Genomic DNA, 18,966 nt, shown 5'->3' with positions numbered 1-18,966 from the left:
GGCCCTCAGTCGCGCAGGGCCTCGTCGATGAAGGCGAACAGCTCCTCCCTGGAGGCGGACTCCAGGTCGTGGCCGTCCCCGGTGTCGCGCGGGGCCGGCGGGGACAGGCGCTCCAGCAGCCCGCGCAGTCGGCGGGCGACGGCTTCGCGGTCCAGGTCGGAGCCGTCGTGCTCGGCCAGGGCCGCCTCGATGCCGTCGATGCGCGCCATGACGATCCGTTCGGTGTCCCCGAACAGCCGCTCCTCCAGGTGGTGGCCGAGCGCCGTGCACGTCGGGTGGGAGTAGGCCAGCCCCGAGGGCAGCCGCAGCCCGGTGAGGGCGGAGAGGCGGTTGCGCAGCTCGATCGCGGTCACCGAGTCCAGGCCCAGGTCCTTCAGCCCCCGGTCGGCGTCCAGCGCCTCACCCGACGGGTAGCCGAGCAGCGCGGCGACCGTCTCGCACACGCGGTCGGTGAGGGTTCGGCGCCGCTCGGCGCGCCCCGCCCCGGACAGCCGTTCCACCAGGCCGCCCTCCGCGCCCCCGCCCGTCCCGGTGCTCTCGGCGGCCGTTCGGCCCAGGTCGCCGACGAAGGGGCTGGGGCGGTTGGCGGTCAGCGCGGCGCGGAACCGCGGCCAGTCGACGTCGGCGATCGCCAGCGCGGTCAGGTCGCGGTCGAGGGCGTGCCCGAGCGCGCCGACGGCCGCGTCGGGGTCCATCGTCGGCAGGCCGTGGCGGCGCAGCAGGTCGGCGACCGCCCCGTCCTCGGCCATGCCCCGCCCCGACCACGCGCCCCAGGCCACCGAGGTGGCCGGGAGGCCGAGGGCGCGCCGGTGGTGGGCCAGCGCCTCGCAGAACGCGTTGCCCGGGGCGTAGTTGCCCTGCCCGGCCACGCCGAACACGGCGGAGACCGAGGAGTACAGGACGAAGGCCGACAGGTCCAGGCCCCGCGTCAGCTCGTGCAGGTGCACCGCCCCGTCCGCCTTGGCCCGCAGGGCGCAGGCCACCTGGTCGGGGGTGAGCGAGTCGACGGAGCCGTCGTCCAGGGCGGCGGCCGTGTGGACGACCGCGCGCAGCGGATACTCCTCGGGGATGTCGGCCAGGACACCGGCCAACGCGGCGCGGTCGGCGACGTCGCACGCGGCGACGGTCACCTCGGGCCCGGCCGCGCGCAGCTCCTCGACCAGTTCCCCGGCCCCGGGCGAGTCCCCTCCCCGGCGGCTGACCAGGAGGAGGTGCTCGGCGCCCCGCCGGGCCAGCCAGCGGGCGGTGTGCGAACCCAGCGCCCCGGTTCCCCCCGTGACCAGGACGGTTCCGGAGGGTGCCCAGCGGCGGGTGGCCCTGACCCGGCCGAGCGGTGCGCGGCCCAGTCGGCGCGCGAGGACGCGGCCGCCCCGGATCGCCACCTGGTCCTCGCCCCCGGCGGTCTCCCCGGTGAGGACCCGGGCGAGCAGTTCCCCGGTTCCCCGGGTGGGCGGGTCGGGGAGGTCGACGAGCCCGCCCCAGCGGTCGGTGTGCTCCTGGGCGGCCACGCGGCCGAACCCCCACACGAGCGCGGCGGTCGGGTCGGTCACTCCCCCGTCGGCCGGAACCGCGCCCCGGGTGAGGCACCACAGCGGCGCGGTGATCCCGGCGTCGCCGAGCGCCTGGACGAGCAGGACGGTGTGGCGGTGCCCCCACGCACGGGTGGGCCGGGTGATGCCCGCCTCGGCGTCGCCCAGGGCGGCCAGGGACAGCACCCCGACGATCGGCTCGGCCCCCCGGCGGGCGTCGGCGACGAGGTCGGCCAGACCGCGGCGGTCGGTGGTCGGGGGCAGGTCCACGACCCGGGTCCGGTGGCCGCGGGCGTCCAGGGCCGAGACGCAGGCGGCGACCGTCCCGTCCAGCTCCCCCCGGCGGAAGAGCAGCCAGGTCCCCGAGGGGGTGGTCCGCGCCGGGTGCCCCTGGACCGGAGTCCAGTCCTCCTCGTAGACCCACTCGTCCAGGGAGTCGGTCGCCCCGGAGGCGGACCCGGCCGTGCCCGGGGCGGAGCCGTCCGGCCCGCCCGGCCGCCAGAAGCGCTGGTGCTGGAAGGGGTAGGTGGGCAGGTCGACGACGCGGCGACCGCCGCCGAACACCCGTTCCCAGTCGGGGTCGACGCCGTGCGCGTGCGCCTCGGCCAGGGAGGTGGCGAACCGGGAGGGGCCGCCCTCGCCTCGGCGGAGCGTGCCCAGGACGACCGTGTCGCGGGCTCCGGCCGCCTCGGCGGTCTCCCGCAGGGCCGCGCCCAGGACGGGGTGCGGCCCGACCTCGACGAACGCGTCGTGGCCGTGCTCCAGCAGCTCGCGGGCGGCGGCCTCGAACTCGACCGGGCTCGCCAGCCCCCGGTACCAGTAGTCGGCGTCCAGGGCGGTCCCGTCCAGGCGGCCGCCGGTGACGGTGGAGTACATCGGCACGTCGGGCCGCCGGGGCGTGATCCCGGCCAGCTCCTCGGTGATCCGTGCGCGCAGCCGTTCCACGTGCGGGGTGTGCGAGGCGTAGTCCACCGCGATCATCCGCGCGTGGACGCCCCGGGCCCCGTACTCCTCGACCAGGCCGCGCACCGCCGCGGGCTCGCCCGCGACCACGGTCGACTCCGGGGAGTTGACCGCGGCCACGTGCGCGTCCGCGGCGAGTCCGGCCAGGTGCGCGCGCACCTCCCGCTCGGGTAGGCCGACCGAGGCCATCGCGCCCGTGCCCGACAGCGCCAGGATCGCACGGCTGCGCAGGGCCACCACGCGGGCGGCGTCCTCCAGGGAGAGCGCCCCGGCCACGCAGGCGGCGGCGATCTCCCCCTGGGAGTGGCCCACGACGGCCGAGGGACGCACACCGTGGGAGCGCCACAGCTCCGCGAGCGAGACCATGACCGCCCACAGGACGGGTTGCACCACGTCCACCCGGTCCAGGAGCGCGCCGCCCGAGCGCAGCACCTCCGTCAGCGAGACGTCGGTGTGCGGCGCCAGCGCGGACTCGCACTCGGCCATGTGCCGCGCGAACACCGGCGAGGCGTCCAGCAGGTCGACGGCCATACCGGGCCACTGGCCGCCCTGGCCGGGGAAGACGAACACGGGCTGGTGGCCGCCCCGGGCCGTGCCGACCACCGCGCCCGGGTGCGCCCGTCCCCCGGCCACCGCGTCGAGGGCCGCCAGGTACCCCGCCCGGTCCCGGGCGACGGCGACCGCCCGGTGCTCCAGCGCGGACCGGGTGGTGGCCAACGACCAGCCGACGTCGGCGAGGTCGGCCTCGGGGTGGTCCTGAAGGTGGTCGCGGAGGCGCTCGGCCTGTGCGCGCAGGGCGGCGCCGTCACGGGCCGAGAGCGTCCAGGGCAGGGGGACGGGGAGCCGGTCGGTGCGCGGTGTGTTCCCGTCGGCCCGGTCCCGGGCGCCGTCGGGTGCCTGTTCCACGATGAGGTGGGCGTTGGTCCCGCTCATCCCGAAGGACGACACCGCCGCCCTGCGCGGCCGGTCCGACCGCTCCCAGCGCCGCTCCTCGGTCAGCAGGCGCACCGCTCCCGAGGACCAGTCCACGTGGGGGGTGGGTGTGTCGGCGTGCAGGGTCCGGGGCAGTCTCCCGTGGCGCAGGGACAGCACCAGTTTGATGAGTCCGGCGACCCCGGCCGCCGCCTGGGTGTGCCCCAGGTTGGACTTGAGGGAGCCCAGCCACAGCGGCCGGTCCTCGGGGCGGTCCCGCCCGTAGGTGGCCAGCAGCGCCTGGGCCTCGATCGGGTCGCCCAGCGTGGTGCCGGTGCCGTGCGCCTCCACCGCGTCGACGTCGCCCGGTCCCAGGCGGGCGTCGGCCAGCGCGTGGCGGATCACCCGCTCCTGGGAGGGGCCGTTGGGCGCGGTCAGCCCGTTGGAGGCGCCGTCGGAGTTGACGGCGCTGCCCCGGATCACCGCCAGGACGCGGCGTCCGTTGCGGCGGGCGTCGGACAGCCGCTCCAGGACGACCATCCCCGCCCCCTCCGAGAAGGCGGCGCCGTCCGCGCCCGCGCCGAACGCCTTGCACCGGCCGTCCGACGCCAGTCCGCCCAGGGTGGTGAACTCGGTGAGCGGCCCCGGTGAGGACATGACGGTGACCCCGCCCGCCAGGGCGAGCGAGCACTCCCCCGCCCGCAGCGCGCGCACGGCCAGGTGCACGGCCACCAACGACGACGAACACGCCGTGTCCACCGTCAACGCGGGGCCCGTCAGTCCCAGCGTGTACGACAACCGGCCCGAGGCCACGCTGAGCGACGTCCCGGTCATCGCCAGCCCGTCCGGCGGCGCCTCGGGCAGTCTCGGCCCGTACTCGGGGGCCAGCGCGCCGACGTAGACACCGGTGTCCGAGCCCGCGAGCGAGTCGGGCGCGACCCCGGAGCGCTCCAGGGACGTCCAGGCCACCTCCAGCAGCAGGCGCTGCTGCGGGTCCATCGCCTCCGCCTCACGCGGGGAGATCCCGAACAGGCCGGGGTCGAAGTCGCCGGGGCCGTCGAGGAAGGACCCCCGTCTCATCGCGGAGCGGGGCTCGCGGCCGCCCTCGCCGAGGAGCGACGCCAGATCCCATCCGCGGTCATCCGGCAGCGGTCCCACCGTCTCGCGGCCGTCGACGAGCAGGTCCCACAGGTCCTCCGGTGAGTCGACGCCGCCCGGGAGGCGGCACTCCATGCCCACGACGGCGATCGGTTCACGGGACGCGACGTCGTCGAGCTGCTCGCGCAGCCGGGCGTTCTCCTTGAGTGCGGACCTGAGCGCCGCCACCAGACGGTGGTCATCGGACGTCATCTGCTGTCTCCTGTCCATGTGGGGATCGGTGGGCCTCTCCTTGCATGGCGAGGTTCACGAGGTCGTCGACGTCCATCGCGTCGATCCCCTCCCCCTCCGCCCCGGTGTCGGGTTCGGGACCCGACACGTCGGTGGGCCTGGGCTGGGGGACCTCCGGCGCTTCGGGGGCCACGAGGTCCGCCAGCAGCCGCGCGAGCGCGCGCGGGGTGGGGTGGTCGAAGACGGCGGTGCCCGGAACGCGCACCCCGAGCGCCGCGGCGAGCCGGTTGCGCAGTTCCAGTCCGGTCAGGGAGTCCAGACCGAACTCGCGGAAGGGCCGGTCCGCGTCCACGCGGGGCGCGCCCGGATCATGGCCGAGGACGACGGCCAGGTGGGTGCGCACCTCGGCCAGGAGGGCGCGCTCCCGTTCGGCCTCCGGCAGCGCCGCGACGCGTTCGGCGGCACCGGTGGACGCCCGCCCGCCCGCCGCCTCGGAGGCGGCGCCGGGGGCGCCTGGGCTCTCCCGGCCCGCCGGACGGCGGGTGACCAGGTCCCGCAGCGGGGCGAGGTCGGCGTCCGCGGTGGAGTCGATCCAGGTGGGAACGGCGTACGACACGTCCCGCCACAGTGCCGTGTCGAACAGGCGCAGGGCCGCCTCCGGCGGCATCGGCGCCATGCCGGACCTGCCCATCGCCCTGGTCTGCGCCGCGGTCAGGTGCCCGGTCATACCGGTCGGACCGTCCCACAGCCCCCACGCGAGGGAGGTCGCGGGCAACCCGCGCTCGCGCCGGTGGTGGGCCAGGGCGTCGCAGAAGACGTTGCCCGCCGCGTAGTGGGCCTGTCCGGGGTTGCCCAGCACCCCGACGGCGGAGGAGAACAGGACGAACGCGCCCAGGTCCGTGTCGGCCGTGAGCTCGTGCAGGTTCCACGCCCCGTCCACCTTGGGGCGCAGCACGCGGTCGACCCGTCCCGGGGTGAGGTCGGTGACGGGGGCGTCGTCGAGCAGCCCCGTGGCGTGCACCACCGCACCGAGGGGGCGGTCCAGGTCCGCCAGGACCGCGGCGAGGGCGTCGCGGTCGGCGACGTCGCAGGCGACGACGCGCACCCGGGCGCCCAGGGCGGCCAGTTCGGCGGTGCGGTCCTGCTGTCCCTCGGCTCCGGATCCGCTTCGGCTGACCAGCAGCAGGTCGCGTGCCCCGTAACCGGCGACCAGGTGACGGGCCAGGCGGTGCCCCAGAACGCCGGTGCCTCCGGTGACCAGGACCGTGCGGTCCTGCGGGAAGGGTGCCGGGACGGTGAGGACCAGCTTGCCGACGTTCTCACCGCGTTGCAGGACGCGCAGGGCGTCCCCCGCCCGCCGGAGGTCGTAGGTGGTGGTCGGCGGCGGCTTCAGGACACCGCCGTCAAACAGCTCGACCACCCGGGCGAGCATCTGCCCGATCCGCTCCGGCTCGACGTCGGGGAGGTTGAACGCCTGGTAGTCGCGGCCGGGGTGGGTGGCGGCGACCTCGTCCCGGGAGCGGATGTCGGTCTTGCCCATCTCCACGAACCGTCCGCCGGGCCCCTCCCCGTCCCCCGGTGAGCGCAGGAGCCGCAGCGACGCGTCGACGAACTCGCCGCCGAGCGCGTTGAGGACCACGTCCATACCGCGGCCGTCGTTGGCGGCGCGCAGCCGTTTCTCGAACTCCAGGGTGCGGGAGGAGGCGAGCCGGTCAGCGGTGAGCCCGTACTCCTCCAGGGCCGCCCACTTGTGCGGGCTGGCGGTCCCGAACACCCGCGCGCCCATGTGGCGGGCCAACTGGACGGCGGCCGTCCCCACCCCACCGGCGGCGGCGTGCACCAGGACGCTCTCGCCGGGACGCACCGCGGCCAGGTCCACGAGTCCGTGGTAGGCGGTGAGGAAGGCGACGGGGATCGCCGCGGCCTGCTCGAACGTCCAGTCCCGGGACATCCGGGCCAGCCTGCGGGCGTCGGCGACCGCGATCGGCCCGAAGGCGCCGTCGAACATCCCGAACACCCGGTCGCCCGGTGCCAGGTCGGACACCTCGGCACCGGTCTCCAGGACGATCCCCGCCCCCTCGATGCCCATGCCGGTCTCGTTCCCGACCATGCCGAGCGCCACGACCACATCGCGGAAGTTCACCCCGGCCGCGCGCACGGCCAGGCGCACCTCGTGCGGCCCGAGCTCGCGGGCGGCCTCACCCGCCGCCAGCATCTCGATGTCGGAGAGGGACCCGGGGGCGCGGGTGTCCAGGCGCCACAGCGTCCCCGGAGGCGTGCGATCACGGCCGTTCTCCGAACGGACGAGCCGGGGCACCAGAACCGTCCCCGACCGCAGGGCCAGCTGCGGTTCGTCCAGGGTGACGGCCGAGGCCAGCATCCGGTGCGAGTCCTCCGAACCGTCGGAGTCCACGAGCACGAGCCGTCCCGGATGCTCCCTCTGGGCCGCGCGCAGCAGGCCCCACACGGGTGCCGCCGCCAGGCCGCTCAGCCGGGTCCCGGGACCGGTGGGCACCGCCCTCCAGGTCACGACGGCCAGGCGCGCGTGGGCGAACCGCTCGTCGGTCAGCCAGTCGCGGACGGTCTGCAGAACGGAGTCGAGTCCCTCACGCACCGCCTCGGTGACGGGGGCGTCCTCCACGTAGACGACCGCCGCGGGCAGTTCGGTGGAGACGACCGGCGGCACCGGGTCGTCGGGGCCGAGGGAGACGAGGTCGGGCAGTCCGCTGGGAGCCGACACCTCGGGGTCGGGCACCTCCACCCGCCGCCATGCGATCTCGTACAGTTCCGGCAGCTCTCCGGGCTCCGGTGCGGGCAGGTCGCTCTCGTCGAAGGGGCGCAGGACGAGTTCGTCGACGGTGAGGACCGGGGCGCCGTGCCCGTCGTCGAGCACGACCCGGTACCGCCAGGGGCCCAGCTCGGTACAGCGCGCACGCAGTGAGCGGGGCGCGGAATCGGCCCCCTGGGCGCCCACACGCACGCCGGACCAGGTGAACGGCACCATGAGTGCGTCCCCGTCTGCGTCTTCGCGCAGGAGCAGCGCGTGCAGCGCGGCGTCCGTCAGGGCCGGGTGCGGGCCGTGGAGGGGCGCGGTCGTGTCCAGGACGTCGGGCGCGACCACCTCGGCGACGAGCTCACCGTCCTCCCACCGTGCCGAGCGCAGCCCCCGGAAGGCGGGGCCGTAGGTGTGGCCGCGCCGTTCCAGCCGGTCGTAGTCGGCCTCCACGACCGCCTCGCCGCCCTCGGGGCCGGCCGGTGTCCGCGCCGGTTCCGGCTCCGTCTCGTCCAGGGAGCCCGAGGCGTGCCGGGTCCACGAAGCGTCGTCGGCGCCCTCGTCACGTGCGTGGACACCGACCCGCCGACGCCCCCTCTCGTCGCCGGGCTCGACGATGACCTGGAGGTGGACGGCGTGGTCCCGCCGCAGGACCAGCGGCGCCTCCAGCGCCAGCTCGGCCAGTGCCCGCGCTCCGACCCGGTGGGCCGCGTGCGCGACCAGGTCGACGAAGACCGTCCCCGGGAGGACGACCCTGCCCAGCAGCCCGTGGTCGCGGACCCAGGGGTGGCGGGCGGGGTCGAGGAGGCCGGTGAACACCGTGCGCCCGTCCGCGAGGGCCAGGCCGTCGTCGAGCAGGGGGCGGGCCACGTTCTCCGGCTCGGCGGCACGCGGCGGCTCCGGCACGACCCAGTGGCGCCTGCGTCGGAAGGGCGGGTCCGGGACGGTGACGGGGGCGCCCTCGTCGGCGACGCCCTCCAGCACCACGTGCGCGTTGGTCCCGCTGATACCGAAGGAGGACACGGCGGCCCGGCGGGGACGCCCGGTGTCCGGCCACGGCTCCGCCTCCCGCAGGAGGCGCAGACCGCTGTCCTTCCACTCGATCCCGTCGGTGGGCTCGTCCACGTGCAGGGTGCGGGGCAGACGCCCGTGCCGCAGCGCCTCCACGGTCTTGATCACCCCGGCCACCCCGGCGGCGGCCTGGGTGTGGCCGATGTTGGACTTGAGCGACCCCAACCGCAGGTCACGGCCGTCCGCGCGCCCCCGTCCGTACACCGAGCTCAGCGCGCGCGCCTCGATCGGATCGCCCAGCCGGGTCCCGGTGCCGTGCGCCTCCACGGCGTCGACCTCGTCCGGGGACAGCCCGGCGGACTCCAGCGCCCGCCGGATCACCCGCTCCTGGGCCTCGCGGTTGGGCGCGGTCAACCCGTTGCTGGCCCCGTCGGAGTTGACGGCGCTGCCCCTGACCAGGGCCAGCACGGGCCGTCCGTGGCGGCGTGCCTGGGAGGCGCGCTCCAGCAGGAGCATCCCCGCCCCCTCCGCCCACGCGGTCCCGTCCGCTCCGGCGCCGAACGCGCGGCAGCGCCCGTCGGGGGAGAGTCCGCGCTGCGCGGCGAACTCCAGGAACATCCCGGGGGTGGCCATCACCGTGGCGCCCCCGGCCAGGGCCATCGAGCACTCACCGCGCTGGATCGCCCCCACCGCCTGGTGCAGCGCCACGAGGGAGGCCGAGCACGCGGTGTCGATGGTCAGCGCGGGCCCGCGCAGGCCCAGCACGTAGGCGATGCGTCCCGAGGCCACGCTCAGTGTGCTGCCCGTGAGGCGGTAGCCGCCGTCGGCGCCCGCGCCCGGATCGGCCAGGCGCGGACCGTACTCGGTGGGCATCGCGCCGACGAACACCCCGACCTGCTGGTCGTGCAGGTCGTCGGTGGTCAGGCCCGCGCGGTGGATCGCCTCCCAGGAGGTCTCCAGCAGCAGGCGCTGCTGCGGGTCCATGGCGTCGGCCTCGCGGGGGCTGATGCCGAAGAAGTCGGCGTCGAACATGTCGGCGTCGTACAGGAACCCGCCGGACCGCGTGTAGGTGCGTCCCGGGACGCCCGGTTCGGGGTCGTAGAGGGAGTCGAGGTCCCAGCCCCGGTTGTCCGGGAAGTCCCCGATCGCGTCCACCCCGTCCTCGACCAGCCGCCACAGCCGTTCGGGGGAGTCGGCCCCGCCCGGCAGGCGGCACGCCATCGCGGTGATGGCGATCGGGTCGTCGTCGGTCGGCGCGCTCCGGTGGGGGGAGACCGTCGGCTTCGGCGACGTCGCGTCGGCGGTGGGGCTCCCGTCGACGCCGCCGATCAGGTGGTCCGCGAGCGCGGCGGGGGTCGGCAGGTCGAACAGGGCCGTCTCGTCCAGGTGGACCCCGGTCTCCTCCTCCAGCAGCTCGGCGAGTTCGAGCAGCATGACGGAGTCGAAGCCCAGGTCGCGGAAGGCCCTGCCCTCGTCCCCCGCGGCCGGGGCCTCCTGTTCGAGCACCCTCGCGCACAGCGACATGACCAGGGCGCGGGTGTCCTCCGTGCCGCCGACGCCCCTTCCCGGACGCCGGGCGGAGGCGTCCGCCGTGGCCGGGGCACCGGTGGCCGGGGCGGTCCGCGGCCAGAACCGGGTGCGCTGGAACGGGTAGGTGGGCAGGTCGACCGGGCGCGCGTTGGTCCGCGCGAACAGGGCGCCCCAGTCCACGTCCACCCCGTGGGTGAAGGCCCGGGCCGCCGCCGTGAGCAGCTGGGCCTGGTCACCCCGGTCGCGGCGCAACGTCTCCAGCACGGCGCCCCGGGTGCCCGCGGCCTCCAGGGTGCGCTCGATCGCGTAGGACAGGACGGGGTGCGGTCCGACTTCGAGGAACGTCCTGTGACCGGCCTGGACGGCGGCCTCGGTCGCCTCGGCGAAGCGGACCGTGTGGCTCAGGTTGCGGTACCAGTACCCGGCGTCCAGGGCGGTCTCGTCCTCGGCCAGGGCGGCGCCGGTCAGGGTCGAGAAGAACGGCACGCGCGCCGGACGCGGCGCGATCCCGGCCAGCCGCTGGGCCAGGACGTCACGGATCCGCTCCACGTGCGCGGAGTGCGACGCGTAGTCGACGTCGACCAGGGCACCGTGCACCCCGTTGTCGACGCAGTCGTCCACCGCGCGGCGCACCGCGGCGGGACCGCCGGAGACCAGCACGGAGTCGGGGCCGTTGACCGCGGCCAGGTACAGGTCGTCCGTCCCGTCGACCAGCTCCCGCGCGCGTTGCGGGGTCAGGCCGAGCGAGGCCATGCCGCCGGTCCCGGAGAGCGTGGTCAGCGCCCGGCTGCGCAACGCCACGACCCACGCGGCCTCCTCCAGGGAGAGGGCGCCCGCCACGCAGGCCGCGGCGATCTCGCCCTGGGAGTGGCCGATCACCGCGGCCGGACGCACCCCCAGCGCCGCCCACACCTCGGCCAGCGCGACCATGACGGCCCACAGGACCGGCTGGACCACGTCCACCCGGGCCCCGGGGCCGACGAAGGAGGGGGCGCGCGGGTCTCCGCGCAGGACCTGGACCAGCGACCAGTCCACGTGCGGGTCCAGGGCACGCTCGCACTCCAGGACGCGCTTGGTGAACACCTGGGCGAGCGGGCCGTCTCCGTCGAGCAGGTCACGGGCCATACCCGCCCACTGGCCGCCCTGACCGGGGAAGACCAGGACCGGTCCGGCGTCGTCGCCTCCGGGTGCCCGTTCGGGGCGCACCGACTCCAGCTCGCGCGCCCCGCTGCCGCCGGAGGCGAGGATCACCGCCCGGTGCTCGAACACCGTCCGGGTGGTCGCCAGGGACAGCCCCACGTCCTCGGCGCGCAGGCCGGGCCGGGCCGACACGTGTGCGTGCAGGGCCGATGCCTGGGCCCGCAGCGCCGCCTCGGAACGGGCGGAGAGTACCCACGGAACCGGGTCGAGGGCGCTCTCGCCCCTGCCTTTGCCGACTGGTTCGGGCTGGCGCGGAGGCGGGGGCCCCACGACCAGATGGCAGTTGGTACCGCCCATGCCGAAGGAGGAGACCCCGGCCAGGGGTGCGTCGGCGGGCCAGGGTTCGCGGTGCAGCTGGGGGGAGAGCCGCAGCCGTTCGAGGTCGATGGCCGGGTGGGGGGCGGCGAAGTTGCGGGTGGGCGGCAGTTGGCCGTGCGCCACGCTCAGCACGGTCTTGACCAGGCCGACGATGCCCGCCGCACCCTCCAGGTGACCGATGTTGGTCTTGGCCGAGCCGACCCGCAACGCCTCCTCCCGTCCCGGGCCGAAGACCGCGCCGAGGGCGGCCGCCTCGACCGGGTCCCCCGCCGGGGTTCCGGTCCCGTGCATCTCGACGTAGGCGACCTGACCCGGCTCGGCGGAGGCCCGTCGCAGCGCGGCGCGCAGCACCGCCTCCTGCCCCCGGGCGTCGGGCCGGGCCAGGTAGGCGGTGTCCCCCGAGTTGTTGACCGCGCCCCCGCGCAGGACCGCGTGGATCCGGTCTCCGTCGGCCAGGGCCCGGTCCAGGGTCTTGAGGACGACCACGGCTCCGCCCTCGCCCCGCGCGTAACCGTTGGCTCGCGCGTCGAGGGTGTAGCAGTGGGCGTCCGGGGAGAGCCCGCCGAACCGCTCGACGCTCTCGGTGCTCTCCGGCGCCAGGATGAGGTTCACGCCGCCCGCGAGCGCGGTGGTGCACTCCCCGCGGCGCAGGCTCTCCATGGCCATGTACACGCTGACCAGGGACGAGGACTGGCCGCTGTCCACGGTCAGGCTGGGGCCGGACAGGCCCAGCGTGTAGGAGACCCGGTTGGCGATCATGCCGCGCTGGGTCCCGGTCAGGGTGTGGTGACCGATCTCCGCCCGGTCCCCGCGCTGTTGGACGAGCGCGTAGTCGGAGGCGATGGCCCCGGTGAACACGCCGGTGTCGGAGCCGCGCAGGGTGTCGGGGGCGGTGCGGGAGTTCTCCACCGCCTCCCAGCTCAGTTCGAGCATGAGCCGCTGCTGGGGGTCCATGGCCAGCGCCTCGCGGGGGGAGACGCCGAAGAAGGCGGCGTCGAAGTCCTCGGCGCGGTCCAGGTAGCCGCCCCAGCGGTGGTCGCGTTCGACGGCGGGGGCGCCGAGCCGTTCGGGGGGTGCCGTGATGGCCTCACGACCCTCGCAGAGCAGCCGCCAGAACGCCTCGGGGGTCGAGGCTCCGGGAAGGCGACAGGCGAGCCCCACCACGGCGACCGGGGTGCCGGGGCCCCGGGGGTCGGTGTTCGAGCGGTCACTGATCATCGCGTTCCCTCCGATCGCGTTCCACGTTCACGTCACGCGTGGACGAGGGCTTCTACGGCACACGGCGACGGATGTCCCGTCCCGTGCAGATGCACGCGCCCAGCAACCTTTTCCGCAGTTCAGAATGGGTGAGAGATGGGTGTGCCGTCATTCGTGGCCACGTTGTGTCAATCCGTGCGACCGGTGGCTGCGACGCTCCGGAGAAAACGAAAGGGACACACGCAGGGGGACATGGAACACCCTTCCAACACGGTCGTCCCCCCGGGGAGGAGGACCAGCTCCGCTGACGACAGACACCTAGCACTCAAGCGGTACAGAAGTCTCACTCTTGGCTATGTGTCACTTACAGACACCAACACGAAGGATCGTAACCGCCGCTCACGATGCATGACAACGCTCTCTCCGGTTTCGGCCTCTCCTGAAGATAATTCGGTCAATGACGTAATCGGTCATTCATCTCATCTTTCGGACACCAACGAGCCCGATGTCGCCGGGACATCGGGCTCGCGTACGGGTGCGGCGGACATCAGTCCCCGTGCCGGGCACGGACCTCCTTGAGGTACTCCGCGGCCAGATCCGGGTCCAGGAGCCAGTTCGCGTAGTCCGGCGGGTAGTCCCAGCCACGGATCCACCGGTCCGCCACCTCCGGGTACGCCCGGGCCCCGTCGAGGAGGTCGTAGAAGAACGGCGCCAGGTCCCCCTCGTCCCACAATGTGGAATTCAGCTCCGCCCACATCTGGTTGTGCAGTCCGAATTCCCAGAACCGGTCGAAGGTCCTGACCAGGAATTCCTCGTCGAAGGGGCGGTCGCCGTGTTCGAGGATGCTCTCCAGATACGCCTTCGCGCACCGGGTGGAGTTGTTCCAGCTCTGGCCGACGTAGGGATCCATCGTCACGACGACGTCGGCCATGCCCAGGACACGGCCGCCGGAGGGCAGGACGCCCACCGGGTTGCGTACCTGAGGGGTCAGGTCCTCGATCAACGTGCTGCGGCGTCCGTCCACCAGGACGGCGTCCTTGACCCGCTCGAAGTAGTCCGGGGCGTACTGGCGGAGCAGGTCCTTCATCCGGCGCAGCTGCTCCTCGGGACCGGGCCGGTCCGGCCACGCGTCCATCGGGCCGCCCCGTTTGTCGACCAGCAGCAGGTTGTGGCAGGGGCCGTCCTGGGCCAGGACGGGGATGAACATGATGTTCCCCGCCTCCGCGGCGGAGGCCGCCCAGCCGATGTTCTCCTCACCGTCCTCGTCGGGCCAGACGTCGTAGACCTGCGCCTGGGCGATCGAGCGGGGTCGGGCTCCGCTGAACCGGGACTCGTCGTAGTCGAAGAGCTGACCCAGCTCACCGTGGCCCACGGCGACGATGATGAGCTCGAACATGCGGGAGAAGTAGTCGAGATCGGTGACGGTGACCCCGTGGATGACCACCTTGCCGCCGCGGTCCTCGAAGTACTCCAGCCAGTCGGCCATCTTGACACGGCGGTCGACCGCGACGATGTAGTCGTTGTCCTCGCCCGTCTTGCCCTTGAAGGTCACCACGGGCCGTTCCCGGCCCGGATACAGATGCACTCTCTGTTCCCTGATCTGCGGTGACAGGGCACTCCACAGGTCGAGGTCGTGTTGGCGCTCGTAGTTCAGGGCCGTCGGGAAGGTGAACTGCGAGATCGCCGGCTTGCCGGTGCGGATCTCCATGGAGGACTGCCCCGTGATCACCGTGACGTCGTAGCCTTCGGTCAGCAGCCCATGAGCCAGGTGCAGACCGGCGTGGCCCGCTCCGACGATAAGGATCTTGCGCATCTGTCGCTAACTTTCCTGGGGAGTCTACGGGGGCGGTGGGGAGGGCGCGGCGGCTCCCCGCCCGTCAGCCGACGGGCTCACTCGCACGGTTGTGCTGCAACGCGTACCGAAGCAGCGTCTTGAGGACGTCGCCGCCCGAGTTGCGCTGGCGCGCGTCGAAGTCGATGATCGGTACCTCCGGGCTGACCTCCAACGCCTCGCGGACCTGTTCGGCGGTGTAGTCCAGCCGCCCCTCGAACCTGTTCAGCGCCACGATGTAGGGGATGCGCCGGTTCGTCTCGAAGTAGTCGACCGCGTCGAAGGAGTCCGCGAGCCTCCGGCAGTCGACCACGACGACGGCCCCCACCGCGCCGCGTACGAGATCGTCCCACATGAACCAGAAGCGCGCCTGTCCCGGCGTGCCGAACATGTACATGACCAGCTCGTCGTCGATGGTGATGCGACCGAAGTCCATCGCGACGGTGGTCGTCGTCTTGTCGGGTGTGATCGAGGTGTCGTCATGGCCGATGCTCGCCTCGGTCATGATCGCCTCTGTCGTGACCGGCGGAATCTCCGAGACCGAGCTCACCAAGGTCGTCTTGCCGGCGCCGAAGCCACCGGCGATGACGATCTTGCTCGACATCTTCTTGCGATTCGACCTGTTTGTCACTGGAAAAGTCGTTCGAGACCACGAAGAGCCCTCTCCAGAACCTGGTTTTCCGATGGACTGCTGCCGGTGATGGTCGGGTGGATGTACACCATGTCCTGCTCGGCCAGGTCGCTGACCAGGACCTGGGTGACGCCCAGGGGGATGTTCAGCTCCGCCGACACCTCGGCGAGTGACCGCGTCTCCCGGCACAGTCTGTAGATGTTGATCGACTCCGGCATGAGGGTGCTCGGAGGTTCCTTCCCGGGCTCGGACGTCGAGACCAGGGTCTGCACCATCAGCGGATGCCGCGACCGCGTCCGCCCGCCCGTGAAGGTGAACGGGCGGACGCGGTTACTCCTTCGCCTGCGGAAGCTCATGTCAGTGGCAACCTTCTCGTGATCCCTGCCGAACCGCTACGGGTCGCCGGCTCAGTTCTGGATGACCTCGCGCAGTTGCGATCGCAGCTGGGGCGTGAGCACGTGCGCGACGTTCTCCACGAGCTTGGTCATCTGGAAGCCGATGAGTTTGAGCTCGCTGCCCGGGGAGGTGAGGACGGCCATGCACGAACCGTCGCTGATGGCCATGATGAACAGGTGACCCTTGTTGAAGCGGACGAGGAGCTGCTCGCACTCGCCGCGCTGGAAGAGCCCGGCGCCGCCGACGGCCAGGCTGTGCAGGCCGCTGGCGATCGCCGCGAGCTGTTCGGCGTGTTCCTCCGGAAAGTCGCTGGAGTGGGTCAGCACCAGCCCGTCGGACGAGACGACCACGGCGTGCTCGACTCCGCGGACGTCCCGGACGAACCGGTCGATGAGCCAGGAGAAGTTCTCAACGCTGTCGTTAACGGGTTCGGTCATCGCTCTACCTGCCTGGGCCGAGGGTCGGGTTCGGGGGTTCGGGGGGTGCGTGTCGGCACCCGGGGGAGGGACCGGGGAGAGAGGGGGATCACGTGTCCTCTCCGTCCGGCCGGTCCTCGAGGGCTTCCCGTTCGCCGTCGAGGAAGTCTCCGAGTTCGTCGCGGATCTGCTCCGCCCGCGCATCACCGGTCAGCTTCGGCGGCGCGTCGGCGGGCGGTTCGGAGGAGTGGTCCGGCGGGGGCATCATCCGCAGGGGCGAACCGTGCGGGGTGGCGCTGCGGCGGGGCAGCCCGGCCGAGGTGACGGCGGAGTCTCCGCCGCCGAGGGGTTGGGCGGACGCACTGCCGTTCACACCGTTGGCCCCGGTCACGGGCGGGGGGACCACGGGGGGCCGCGACGCCGACGTGGCGGGCACCGTCGAGGTGCGGGCCTGGCCCGGGATCGGTGGCGTGGCCACGCGCAGGAGGTCCTTGGGGATGATCGCGTAGGCGTTGACCCCCCGGAAGGAGCGCGACTCCAGGCGGGCCTCCAGGCCGTGCCTGCGCGCGATCCGGCTGGCGACGTACAGGCCCATGTGCCGCGGCACCTCGTCGTCCAGCACGGGGGCTCCGGCGAGCCTCCGGTTGAGCTCGGTCAGCTGGGCCTCGGGGATGCCCACGCCCTCGTCCTCGACCACGATCATCAGGCGGCCGTCGTCGAGTTCGCGGGCGCTGACCACGACCTGGGAGTGCTCGGGGGAGTTGGCGGTCGCGTTGTCCAGCAACTCGGCGAGCAGGTGGCTGATGTCGTCGGCGGCCATACCGGTGATGGACGTCTGGGGGAGCTTGCCCAGCCGGACACGGGGGTAGTCCTTGATCTCGGAGGTCGCGGCGCGGGCGACGTCCAGGAGCGGGACGATCTCGTCGTGGGCGTCGGACTCGCCGCCGTCGTGGCCGGTCAGCACCAGGAAGTTCTCCCCGTTCCGCCGCATGCGGGTCGCGAGGTTGTCGATCTGGAAGAGCTTGTCGAGCAGATCGGGGTCCTGGGCATCGGTCTCCAGTTCCTCGACCGTCTCCAGGAGGGTGTCGACCAGGGACAGGTCGCGCATGGCCAGACCGGCCAGCGCCTCGTTGAGCAGGCCCTCCCGGTCCGACTCGCCCTCGGTGCCGCCCTGGGCGGCCCCGTCCCGGTCACCGTCGTCGTCCCGCTCGGCCGTGGGGGCCTCCTCCTCCGCACCGGCGGAGGCGTCGTCCGCGGCCGGTTCGGCGGCGGCCTCCTCGGCGACCCCCCGTGCGTGGGGGGTGTCCTCGTCGCCGTCCCGCCCGGTCTCGCCCCTCCCTGCCTCGGTCCGGCCCTCGCGCTCCGGCTCGGCGCGGTCGGCGGCCGGTTCGGCGGTGATCACCTGCGGGGCCTGCCCGGAGGTCAGCACGATGACGTGGTGGACGGGCTGGCCGTAGACCGGGAACTGGCCGGGGAGGACCACCGGCTGGCCGGGGAACACGTAGCCGGGCGGCTGGTACGGGACCGGATAGGGGTTCTGGTAGGCCACCATCGGGTGCGGCGGCGCGTAGGGGGCCGGGTGGTGCTGGACCGGCGCGGGCTGGTAGCCGGGCCCCTGGTGGGGCGGGTGGGCGTGGTGGGCCGCCTGCCCCGGGTACGGGGGCTGTCCCGGGTACCCGGCGTACGTCGGGTACCCCTGGCCGCCGACGGGCCCGTGGAACCCGGGCTGGGCGGGGGCGGCCTGGGGCGGGTGGCCCTGCGGGGCGTGCAGGGGGTGCAGGGGGTGGACGGCCTGCGGCCACGTCCCGGTGGTCGGATCGGGAGCCTGCCCCGGGGGCACCGGGCCGGGTCCGGGCGCTCCGGCGGGCGGCACCGCGGATTCCCGTGCCCGCGCGTGCGGACCGGGATCGGCGGTCTCACTCCGTTCGGCGTACTGGCCGGTCGTCGGATCCGTGGTCCGGGGTTCGGCTGTCCCGTACGGGTTCGGCTGGTCGTCCATGCGCGAACCTCCCTCCAGGGGGTCGGCCCCGTGCTTGCCGGTCGCCGACGTGCGCCGGTCCCCCTCGCCCGAGGGTTCGGGGGAGGCGGATCGGACGGGGCCGTTCTCGCCGGTGCGCGGGGTGTGGGTGGCACGCGTGCCGTCGGCCCCCTGCCGGGAGGGGGCCCGGTGGGCGGCGGGTTCCGAGGTGTGCCGGGGTGTGTCGGTGCTGTGCGCCGCGTCGTCCGCGGGAGGCGCCGGGGCGGCCGGTTCCCGCTGGTCCTGCTCAGCGGAGCCCTCGGCCGTCCGGGGCTGTGGTCCGGTGGTGGGCCGCGCCGCGGCGCCCGTGTTCGGGGTGGTGTCGCTCATGTGTGCCGGGGAGTCGGTGGTCCTGGGTCGGCCGCGCGGGTCGGGCTCGTCGAGGCCCATGCCCCGCCACTGTCCGACCGAGCGCGCGCCGGTGTCGACGTCGTCGATCTCCAGGCGCCGGGTGGTGTAGGGATTCGGGACGCTCGTGCGGGTCGCGGGGCGGTAGCCCTTCTCCGCCGAGGCGGAGAACGGTCCGACGGGCCGGTCGGACGGGTCGTCCTCCGAGCGCGTGGGACCGGCGGAGCGCCGGTCGCCGCCCCCGTCCTTGGGGGCCTTGGGGGGCTCGTCGGACCGCGAGTGCGGATGCACGGGCTGATGCACGGGATGTCCTCGCTCGGTCTCCGGTGACGGGGGGTTCTGGGACTTGACCATCCGTGAGATGGCCCGGCGGAACCTTCCTCCTCGCCCATCCTCCGTCGACTTCATCTCGGCCAGGGGGTTGCCATCGCGTTCGTGCGGTGACGGGGCCTGTGCCACAGTCTCGTCTCCTCGCATCAGGTGGGCGGATCGGCGGTGGCCCCGCATCACCGCCCTGACCAGGGAGGCGCCGCCGCGAGGACCGCGCAGGGACCCCGTGGCGACG

The 18,966-nt window shown here is 73.9% G+C and carries 7 protein-coding genes; all 7 read right to left on the bottom strand.

Annotated features, from left to right (window positions below):
• Positions 1–5 precede the first annotated feature (5 nt).
• Positions 6–4,754, bottom strand: a complete 4,749-nt coding sequence (locus tag DVR05_RS02945) for a type I polyketide synthase (RefSeq protein ID WP_116244243.1) — start codon at positions 4,752–4,754, stop codon at positions 6–8.
• Positions 4,741–12,783: a type I polyketide synthase gene (locus tag DVR05_RS02940; RefSeq protein ID WP_116244242.1), complete on the bottom strand. Its 8,043-nt coding sequence runs from the start codon at positions 12,781–12,783 to the stop codon at positions 4,741–4,743. Before DVR05_RS02940 ends, DVR05_RS02945 begins: the two co-directional genes overlap by 14 nt.
• A gap of 526 nt (positions 12,784–13,309) precedes the next feature.
• Positions 13,310–14,575, bottom strand: a complete 1,266-nt coding sequence (locus DVR05_RS02935; RefSeq protein WP_116244241.1) for a styrene monooxygenase/indole monooxygenase family protein — start codon at positions 14,573–14,575, stop codon at positions 13,310–13,312.
• A 64-nt stretch (positions 14,576–14,639) separates the two neighbouring features.
• A complete protein-coding gene (locus DVR05_RS02930; RefSeq protein ID WP_116244240.1) occupies positions 14,640–15,197 on the bottom strand; it encodes an ATP/GTP-binding protein in 558 nt (185 codons plus the stop codon).
• A gap of 23 nt (positions 15,198–15,220) precedes the next feature.
• Positions 15,221–15,580, bottom strand: coding sequence for a DUF742 domain-containing protein (locus DVR05_RS02925; RefSeq protein ID WP_017599750.1), 360 nt, complete (start codon positions 15,578–15,580; stop codon positions 15,221–15,223).
• A gap of 51 nt (positions 15,581–15,631) precedes the next feature.
• Positions 15,632–16,057: a roadblock/LC7 domain-containing protein gene (locus tag DVR05_RS02920; RefSeq protein WP_116244239.1), complete on the bottom strand. Its 426-nt coding sequence runs from the start codon at positions 16,055–16,057 to the stop codon at positions 15,632–15,634.
• 88 nt (positions 16,058–16,145) lie between these two features.
• Complete coding sequence (locus DVR05_RS02915) at positions 16,146–18,704, bottom strand: sensor histidine kinase KdpD (RefSeq protein ID WP_232831950.1); 2,559 nt, start codon at positions 18,702–18,704, stop codon at positions 16,146–16,148.
• Positions 18,705–18,966 lie beyond the last annotated feature (262 nt).

The sequence above is a fragment of the Nocardiopsis sp. FIRDI 009 genome (genome assembly GCF_003386285.1).
GTDB lineage: Bacteria > Actinomycetota > Actinomycetes > Streptosporangiales > Streptosporangiaceae > Nocardiopsis.
Note: the sequence above shows the minus strand (reverse complement) of the source record. Positions and strands in the feature narration are given on the sequence as shown.